At 41.2% G+C, this 8,812-nt stretch carries 10 protein-coding genes and 2 pseudogenes; 4 read left to right on the top strand and 8 right to left on the bottom strand.

Translation table 11 applies throughout. From position 1 onward, the window contains the following. The 6 genes and pseudogenes from GQO39_RS01730 to GQO39_RS01710 form a co-directional block, all read right to left on the bottom strand. On the bottom strand, window positions 1–763 hold a 763-nt coding region (locus GQO39_RS01730), incomplete at its 3' end, for a DNA-binding domain-containing protein (RefSeq protein ID WP_305764573.1). Beyond that, window positions 760–1,213, bottom strand: a pseudogene (locus GQO39_RS01725) (hypothetical protein). The pseudogene GQO39_RS01725 and the gene GQO39_RS01730, both read right to left, overlap by 4 nt. Then, window positions 1,210–2,169 (bottom strand): ParB/RepB/Spo0J family partition protein, encoded by a 960-nt coding sequence (locus GQO39_RS01720; RefSeq protein WP_156850681.1) that lies wholly within the window; start codon window positions 2,167–2,169, stop codon window positions 1,210–1,212. The pseudogene GQO39_RS01725 and the gene GQO39_RS01720 overlap by 4 nt, the downstream one beginning before the upstream one ends. Continuing rightward, a complete protein-coding gene (locus tag GQO39_RS01715; RefSeq protein WP_156850680.1) occupies window positions 2,169–2,567 on the bottom strand; it encodes a hypothetical protein in 399 nt (132 codons plus the stop codon). The genes GQO39_RS01720 and GQO39_RS01715 overlap by 1 nt, the downstream gene beginning before the upstream one ends. Continuing rightward, a complete protein-coding gene (locus tag GQO39_RS08785) occupies window positions 2,551–2,691 on the bottom strand; it encodes a hypothetical protein (RefSeq protein ID WP_198039398.1) in 141 nt (46 codons plus the stop codon). Before GQO39_RS08785 ends, GQO39_RS01715 begins: the two co-directional genes overlap by 17 nt. Window positions 2,692–2,764: 73 nt before the next feature. Then, a complete protein-coding gene (locus GQO39_RS01710; protein WP_156850679.1) occupies window positions 2,765–3,058 on the bottom strand; it encodes a helix-turn-helix domain-containing protein in 294 nt (97 codons plus the stop codon). A gap of 148 nt (window positions 3,059–3,206) precedes the next feature. Here GQO39_RS01710 and GQO39_RS01705 point away from each other — a divergent pair, with 148 nt between their 5' ends. The 4 genes and pseudogenes from GQO39_RS01705 (at window position 3,207) to GQO39_RS01690 (ending at window position 6,770) form a co-directional block, all read left to right on the top strand. Continuing rightward, on the top strand, window positions 3,207–3,737 hold the full coding sequence (locus GQO39_RS01705) for a helix-turn-helix domain-containing protein (protein WP_156850686.1): 531 nt from the start codon (window positions 3,207–3,209) through the stop codon (window positions 3,735–3,737). 86 nt (window positions 3,738–3,823) lie between these two features. Then, window positions 3,824–4,342, top strand: a complete 519-nt coding sequence (locus GQO39_RS01700; RefSeq protein ID WP_156850678.1) for a helix-turn-helix domain-containing protein — start codon at window positions 3,824–3,826, stop codon at window positions 4,340–4,342. 481 nt (window positions 4,343–4,823) lie between these two features. Then, window positions 4,824–5,726: pseudogene (locus GQO39_RS01695) on the top strand (Rossmann-fold NAD(P)-binding domain-containing protein). A 33-nt stretch (window positions 5,727–5,759) separates the two neighbouring features. Beyond that, the gene (locus GQO39_RS01690; RefSeq protein ID WP_156850677.1) at window positions 5,760–6,770 is read left to right on the top strand and encodes an Hsp33 family molecular chaperone; all 1,011 of its coding nucleotides are present in this window, start codon (window positions 5,760–5,762) and stop codon (window positions 6,768–6,770) included. 701 nt (window positions 6,771–7,471) lie between these two features. Here the strand turns inward: GQO39_RS01690 and GQO39_RS01685 are convergent. Together GQO39_RS01685 and GQO39_RS01680 are read right to left on the bottom strand one after the other, a co-directional pair. Continuing rightward, a complete protein-coding gene (locus tag GQO39_RS01685; RefSeq protein WP_156850676.1) occupies window positions 7,472–8,062 on the bottom strand; it encodes a Smr/MutS family protein in 591 nt (196 codons plus the stop codon). Window positions 8,063–8,118: 56 nt separating this feature from the next. Next, window positions 8,119–8,811 (bottom strand): Tim44/TimA family putative adaptor protein, encoded by a 693-nt coding sequence (locus GQO39_RS01680; RefSeq protein ID WP_156850675.1) that lies wholly within the window; start codon window positions 8,809–8,811, stop codon window positions 8,119–8,121. Window position 8,812 lies beyond the last annotated feature (1 nt).

The following is an 8,812-nucleotide window of genomic DNA, read 5'->3' as shown; positions in this document are numbered from 1 at the left end:
AGCGATCACGCCGTTGTGCCGGATAAAGCTTCTTTGCCTTTTCTTCTCCCTCACGTGCTAAAACCACAACCGCTTTGGAAACTTGCGCCTTAAAACGACGCCGCAAAGCCCGCTCTGAAGGGACAGGCGCCCAACCTTTCTCCTGCGCAACCGAAACCATCCGCCGATAACATGCCGAAAATGCAGGGCGAGAGGGGCGCAAATAATCCGAACAAAAAACCTCCCACGCCCCCTCATGACACGGCGCAAATTGCGAAACATTCTCCTCACCATAACAAGGTGCTAAGGCTGCCAACCAATCAGAACGCTCATACCCTTCAACCATCTGCCGCCAATTAAAAAGCGACATCCGGCTCACACCAAATTGCACCGCACTCAAACTTGCCGCATCATGCACCCCCATACCGCCATGGAGCAAATCTTCCCAAAAACAAAGCGCCTTCAAACGCTCTTCACAGCGCTTTTTATGCGCCTTTGAAAGCCCCTCATAACGCACCCAAAGCGCTTCTGTTTGTCTCGTCAGCTCTGCCTTTTGCAAAACATCAACACCACCCGCCCGCACCAACAATGCCGCCTGCGCCCCCTCCGGTAATAAGGAAATGTGAACCTCTACAACAGGTCGAGAAACCCCTTTAACTTTACGTGTCAAACCACTTTGATGTCGCCATTTCGTCGATAAAATCCTACGAAATCCACTTTTGCTCTTTGGCAACCCTGGCAAAGCTGCCTCAGCCAATTCGGCAATACGAAACCATTCCTTCATGGCTGCCCCCTTTTAATGCGAACCGGTGTTGCGCGCATGAGTTTCAATCGCGCTGCAATCTCCCGCTGTTCCTGCTGCAACCGTGCAATCTCTGCTAACCGCGCCTCATCCCCTTGCAACAGCAATAAACCATCTTCACTCACCACCTCATCCCAGAGCCGCCTCTGTCGCCCGCACAAATGCCTTAAATCGTGGTAGGGAAATATCAACCTGCTTACTTTCCGCAACATACGCATCCAAACTGGCCTTACTTAAACACCCAATCCCTAAATAATGCGCCATACGCTCTGCAATCACACTGCGCTCTACCCGGCATTCTCTCAAAGCCCGCGCCATGGCACGCTTAATGCGTGAGCGAAACCGCCCTAAATCAATCTGCGCAACGGGTTCACGGCAGGGAAAAACCGGCTTTTGGAAAAAATCAAGCTGCCCGCAACCATACCTCTTCATGCCTGCTTCTCCCCACGTTCTCTTGCAAGATAATCACAAAACCGCGCCTTTGTCTGCGCATCTGCTCTCTGCCACACCCCTAATAACTGAGCAAAAATCCGTTCCTGCTCATTAATTTGTGGGCTTATATTAACGCCATTGACCAAATCAACAGCCCGCCGTAAATCCCCCTCAACCTGTTGCAAAGCAATTGCCACCCGCCGCTGCGCAACCGGCTCCATCTTCGCTAATTTTAACAACTGCGCTTGATTATCTGCCAACGCCGTCCCCCGCAAAACAGAGCGCAACTCCGGCTGTAAATACTTGGAAATACGATTGAGGAGTTTCACCGATTCCTTCGATAAACCAATACGATCTGCTACATGTTTGGCAAAGTGCAAATTTTGCACTTTGCCATTTAAGTCACCATCATTTGGCAAAGGTGCAACTTGCACCTTTGCCACTTTATCCCCTTCACACTCGATTTTATTGTGATCTGAAGTTGCATTGCTGTCCCTTTGAGCAATTGGAACAACTTGTCCCAATTGCTCACCACCGATCAAAGGGTAATGTTTACCCTTTGATTTTCTGTCGCCACCAACCTTAATCTCCCCATACTTCTTTTCCCACAATTCGCGGTAAGTCTGGACAAAAAGCGCACGGTCAATAACAGACAATTCATTGCGAAAGAGGTTTTCAGCCACTTCTAAAAGCGCAGCATTATCCTTATCGGCCTGCACCACAACGGCATCAATATCACTATACCCCAAAAGCTCCGCAGCACGAAGCCGATGTGCACCAGCTATAAGCGTATAATTACCCTCTTTAGCATTGGGGGTATGGCGCACCGTAATGGGATTCATCAATCCCTCCCGCGCCATCGATTGTGCAAGCGCCTTGGCATGCTCATCATCCACAGGGCGAATACGCTCCGGCACCACAATCACATCAAGAGCAAGCTTTTGAAACTGTGCCATCACGCCGCCGCCTTTCTGATCTCTTTAAAGAATAAATCCATCGCACGCCCCGCCCATCTTCGATAAGCTTTCGCAAAAACTGGTTCCATTAACCGCCGGTTAATGGTACGCAAAGAACGAGCAACAGCAGTGCGTTCACGCTCTTGCATGGCAACAAGACGCCGCCGCGGCACCTCAAACTGATAATGCAAGATATGAATAACAATCTGTCGAGCTAACGCCGCATCAAATAAGCAATGCGGAGGGTCAATAATATACCGGATTGGCAGATGCTTAAATCCACTACTCACGGCTTTTAAAGAACAGGCAAGCATAGCTTCCAAACGTTCAACTTCTGAATAAGGATTAACGATATCGCTTCTGGCTTCTGGGGTCCATAAATTACAAGCAGCAACCATAACCACCCCCTATAAAAACAATATGACCACCCCCTAATCGCCAAAACCAACCCATCCAAACAGCTGTTCTATGATGCAACTCTCTGCAATTTATCTTGCCCATTTCGTATTGATCTTTAGACATTGATAAACCTTTTTATCTTATGGTATTTAAATTCATGGCAAATGCGTAAAAACGCAAAGCCGTGTAACGAAGTTCAAGCAGCATTACCACGCAATGCGGAATGCTTTATCGAATCCGTATTGGCATGTTTTGCTGCTTTAAAAATACGACGGCGACTTTTGGGGTAGCGGTCGTAGAACACTTGCTCGACGGGCAAACCGATAAAATCGGCAATAGCGCGTTCGGCTTTCTCGTTGGTCCGTGTCCAGATATGTTGAACACTGGATGACGAGAGTTGATAAGCTTTCGCGAGCTCCGCCAAGGTCATATTACGGCGGCGTAGCTCAGCTAAAATACTATGGCGATCCCATTTTTGTGTGGTTGTCATAACTTCGCTCCTGCTTTAAACGGATGCTCCCACATCCGTTTTTTGTGGGGTTATGTAAAATATCTGCCCTCTATATCGGGCGGTAATTAGATGTATAATGCCAAATTCGGCTTTTGTAAATACCGAAAATGGATTTGGAGTGATTTTTTTGGCACGCCCTGAAAAAGAACCACAAACAGAACTCGCAAAACGATTGCGCGAAGTACGGCTTACCCTTGGTTTCACAGAGCGCAAACAATTTGCTAAACATTTTGAAATTCCCGAAACGACTATGCGCAATTATGAAACGGGTTTGCAAGAACCCCCTGCATCTATAATGCGAATATATAAAGATCGCTGTGGAATATCCTTAGACTGGCTCGTTACCGGTGAAGGTGAAATGTTTAGTGACATGGCAAAAGCGAAAGCAGCAGGCTTTAAACCACAAACTATCCCTACTGGTCTCATGAAAAAACTTGGTCGTGTAGCTTATACAACCTATCGCGATGAAAACATAAAACTCCCCCCTGAAGATATAGCGGAATTAGCGGCAGAGCTTTGTATAAAGTTGCAAGAGCTTGTTCAAGACATCAACGACATGGAAGAGGTCGAAGCGACTTTCCCTCTTCTTAAAATTCATTTAAAGCGTCAAATAGAGGCTGAAAAAGAACACTCCAAAGCTGCACAAAATTCGGCTTAATGCTACTTTAAGATGAATGGGGGAATCTCTTTACGTTTTAAAATCCCGTAACTTAAAACAAACCTCAATATGAATAAGGAGCATTTTTGGCACGCCCTAAAAAAGAACCTAAAACAGAACTAGCAAAGCGGCTATGTGAAGTGCGACGCGCCCTTGGTTTCACGGAGCGCAAGCAATTTGCTGAACATCTTGCAGCACCTGAAAGTACTATGTGTAATTATGAAACTGGCTTGCGAGAACCACCTGTATCAATGTTGGTAATTTACAAAAATGTTTGCGGTATATCTGTGGAATGGCTAGCTACAGGTGAAGGCGAAATGTTTACAGACATGGAAAAGGCGAAAGCAGCGGGTTTTAAACCACAAACTATCCCTGCTGGACTCATGAAAAAGCTCGGTCGCGTGGCTTATACAACCTATCGCGATGCAAATATAAAAATCCCCCCTGAAGATATAGCGGAACTCGCGGCGGAACTTTGTATAAAGTTGCAAGAGCTTGTTCAAGACATCAACGACACGGAAGAAGTCGAGCTTATTTTGCCTCTTTTAAAACTGCATTTAAAGCGTCAAATAGAAGCTAAAAATGCACATCCAGAAACTAAATAAGATACAGCTTAATACCCCTTTAATATGAAAAATCGATATGAAAATCTTTTTACATTAATAAATTAATATAATACATTGATAAATAATATTTTATTATCTTCTTTTTGAGATTTCCACGCATATATGGAAATCTTTTTTGCTTTTTTGGTTATTTTTGGCTGATTTTGGAGTCAATTGAACTTTTGGAGTGTTTTTTTCAAAGGGTCTTCAAAGGCGGTTTTCTGGGCTTTCACAGACTTTTCAAAATTTTTCACAGGGTTTTCAAAGACCTTTCAAAGCCTTCTTTCATTTTCACCATGAAAACGCACTTTTTTCTGATTTTCGCTCTTTTTTACAATTTTAGGTGTCAAAATCTATTTTGACAAAACGCGCATTTAATGCTAAATTTTATACATAAAAACAACAAATTACCACGTATTCCTACCTAATCCCACCTCTTCCCACTTAGTATAAAACCTACTGTCAAACTACAATCATAAACATGATAAATGCTCTTCGCCACTTTACCGACTCATCTGTTTTAATCCCACCAATAGCACGCACACTTATTGACCATGCTAAAACCCTCAAAGCATCTTTCAATACAGGAAAAATTCAAAACCTTTCGTTAGTAAAACACGAGCAATGATTTTTGAAAAACCGTCCACACGAACCCGTGTTTCATTTTATATCGGTATGCGTTAGCTTCGTGGGAACGCGATCATGTTAACAAGCTCAAAAATGCAGTTCTGTTATAGCTAAACTATCACCGACACAGCACGTATATTATCACGTTTTATGAATATTATCATAATACGCACAACAGCACATTACCGGATGCTCGAATTAGTACAATATGCCTAGATTCTTACTACTCATGCTCTCACAGATGATGCACATCTTTGCCAAATTCTAGCAGATATCCTAACCTATAAAGAACATCGTTGACCAATCACCGGCAAAACATTTGCTTGGATGAGAGATGACAATAACTCTCTTTAATTTTTACTTACACCTTGCTACATGAAAAGGCAATGAAACACAAGAAAAATACGTTAACTTGGCACGCGAACGCAGAGCTAATATTACGCTCACAAACAATCTTCAAGAAGCTGCCAAAGATGTTGATTGCATTATAACCAACACATGCTCTCCCATGGGGCAAGAATTTCACGCCTGTAGTCATTTTATTTTCCAGCCTCCAAGTTAATGAAGCTTTAATGAAATTAGCTAAACCCTACGCCCTCTTTATGCATTGTCTACCTCCTCATCGTAGTGAAGAAGTTGTAGATTTGTGACCAATGGACCGCTTTCTGTTGTTTTCGACGAAGCTGAAAATCGTCCTCATGCTCAAAAAGCAATTTTTTCTTGGTGTTTACAAGATGCATTTTTCTCTCCACAATAGCCTGCCAAAACAAATCATATAAAAGGCGAAGATATGAGTGAAGAAGGTAAAAAAACTAAAAATGAAGACTCTCTTAACAATATCTGCTTGAGTGGGGATGATGTTGTTATTCCCTTTCAAGTCGAAGAACTTGATATCCGTGGGCGTGTCGTACAACTTGGAGAAACTTTAAATTCTATTCTCACAAGACATCAATATCCTGAACCAGTTTCTTACCTTCTAGCAGAAGCTTTAATTTTAACCGTTCTTCTTGGAACCTCTCTGAAACTTAAGGGAAAATTTATTTTACAAACCCATACCAACGGGCCGGTTAATATGTTAGTGTGTGATTTCTCTCCTCCTTCTAGTCTACGCGGTTATGCTCGTTTTGATAAAGAACTGTTAGCACAAGCAATAGCTAATGATCAAATATCTTCAGCAACTCTCTTGGGAAGAGGTACTTTAGCCTTTACCATCAACCAAGGTGCACACACACAACCCTATCAGGGGATAGTTGCATTAGAGGGAGAAAATTTACAAGAAGCTTCCCATACCTATTTTGATCAATCGGAACAAATTCCTACCGATATTCATTTGGCAGTTGCTGTATTAATCAATCGAGACCAACAAGGAAAACCAAAAAAAAGCTGGCGGGCAGGAGGCATTTTGGCCCAACTTTTACCTCAAGAATCGTTTCATTATAAAGTATATGAACCCAATAAAAAACGAGAAGAAATCAAAACGCATGATCGGCTTGAAAACCAATGGCAAGAAGCCAAAGCACTGATGGCTACCATTGAGAGTGCAGAATTGACAGATCCCCAAGTCGGCAGTAAACAGCTATTGTTCCGTCTTTTTCATGAACAAGGTGTTAGAGTTTTTAATCCTTTTTCTCTTGTAGATCAGTGCTCTTGTTCACGCGAAAAAATTAAAAAAATACTGGAAGGCTTTCCCACTGATGAACATAACAAAATGGTTAAAAACAAATATATTTCAGTTACATGTGAGTTTTGTTCAACAACGTATCGTTTTAAACCGCAAGAATTTTCTGAAACAAAAATGTGACCCAATATTCCTCACAAAAAAGAAAATGTTGATTGCAGCTAAAACCCTTTTTATTACATAACTGAAACTTAATAACAGTTAACATCAACCGTTAAAACATTTTGTGTATCTCGCTCTTTTATTGCCTACACAATCATACGCTTGTTCAAATCAGTATTCATACTATATGCTGTTTATAAAAATAGCTCTTATGAACTCATCTTCATGCGAGAACAGGCACAGTACCATAGATAGTAAATACAATGAGAACGCTAGTCTGTTATTTTATAAACAGAAGAATGGTAGTAATACATCTTTGTTATCGTACATACCCCCAAGAAAAAAGCGAAGACAAAATATTGTGATTTTGATAACACACATAACACCTTAAAATCCCAATATGCTGCTATGCTAACCAAAATAATCAAAAATAAAGCTAGCAAACAAACGTTTAATTGCTTAAGAAAAAACGGAATCTTTCAAAACCCCTGTAGTACTTTGGATAATCTTGATACGATTATTTATTCTACAAATGTTTTCTGGTGATAACAGCAATCCTCTTATAAAATGACTTGAGTAGAATTGCTGTCTGTAAAAATTGGACGCAATGGCGCAAATATCATGATACAACTTTGCGCTCTCACATCCTCCTAAGACAATATAGCTTGCAAAATACTATAGCTGATAAAATCAATATTAAATCCGAAATGGACAAAATAATATCATCCCTCTTTTCTTGGTAAAAAACGGCGCAACCAAATATAAAGTGCACCTCCCCCACCATGCTGGCGAGCCGCTTGCTCAAATGCATGAACATAATATCGGAAAGCCGGTGTTGATAACCAATGAGGAACAAACTTATACAAAGCACCATCGCTCCCAAGAGATTTTCCTTTTCCTGTAATTACAAGTACATAACGTAATCCACTTTGCTGAGATGATTGGAGAAACTTTTTTAAGAAAAAATAAGCTTCTTCTTGCCCATACCCATGAAGATCAAGACGCGCCTCAAGTGGATAATGACCTCTGGCAATTTTACGATGTACAATATGATCAAAGAAACGGATATTATGTGCTTGTGCAACCGTTCCCTTTTCTCTTTTAATCTCTGTCGATCCCTGTTGGTCTCTCTGCAACAATGAAAAGATTGGGGTTATTTGCTGTTTTTTACTGCCAATATTTACAATACCTTTTGCAGCAGAAGAATGAAGCTTATCATGAAGCGGAATTGTAGTACGACAAACCATCTCCCATAAAAGACGATCTTGTGAAATTAATAAATCCCTTTTTTGTCTCCATTCATCCGTAGACATTTCAATCTTCAATCTCTTGTAAATCTTATTTATATGATCTTATGAAAAAAGAGATTTTAATTTTCATCTTCTGTTGCCAAAAGTTTCCAGTTTGGATCCGACGATAAGCTATTGCGGACAAAAGTCCAAACATCCCTAATTTCTACAATAGCATCAGGATCTCCGTCTATACGCTCTCCTTGCTCATTATAGGTTACAGAAATCATTTCACTGATAATCCTCACAGTCAAAAATTCGTCTTTGTCTTGTATTGCTGCTGAGACAAACTCAATCTTATTAATTCCAACAAAAGTAAATTGGATTCTTTCATTGTTGTTTTCGCGTTTTTCAATGGCAGCACAAAAACTCTCAAAAATATCCTGAGAAAGTAGCCTTTTAAGTTGATCGCGATCACCTTTAGCAAAAGCTGTTACGATCATTTCATAAGCAATTTGAGCACCTTTGATAAAAAACTGAGGAGAAAAATGAGGATCAATTTTGTAAAGCGCCCGCAAACCTTCATTCAGTGCACTTCCTTCTGGTGAAATAGCGTCAATTTCACTAAAATCGCTCTTCTGTGAAGAGCCTTGATGAGGGAACGAAACAATATTTTCAACCGTTTCTGTCTCAATCTGTTTTTTAGAACGACGTGAATAAGGATCAAGGGGAGGCTTTTCAAAACCAATCCGTTTTCCTAATACATTACGGAGTTGCACAAAAACGACAACCATAATAACAAGAGCTATGACAAATATGAAGTCAAATTCCATG

The sequence above is a fragment of the Bartonella refiksaydamii genome, from assembly GCF_902652675.1.
GTDB lineage: Bacteria > Pseudomonadota > Alphaproteobacteria > Rhizobiales > Rhizobiaceae > Bartonella > Bartonella refiksaydamii.
The sequence above is the reverse complement of the archived record's forward strand: the minus strand, read 5'-3'. Positions and strand labels throughout refer to the sequence as shown.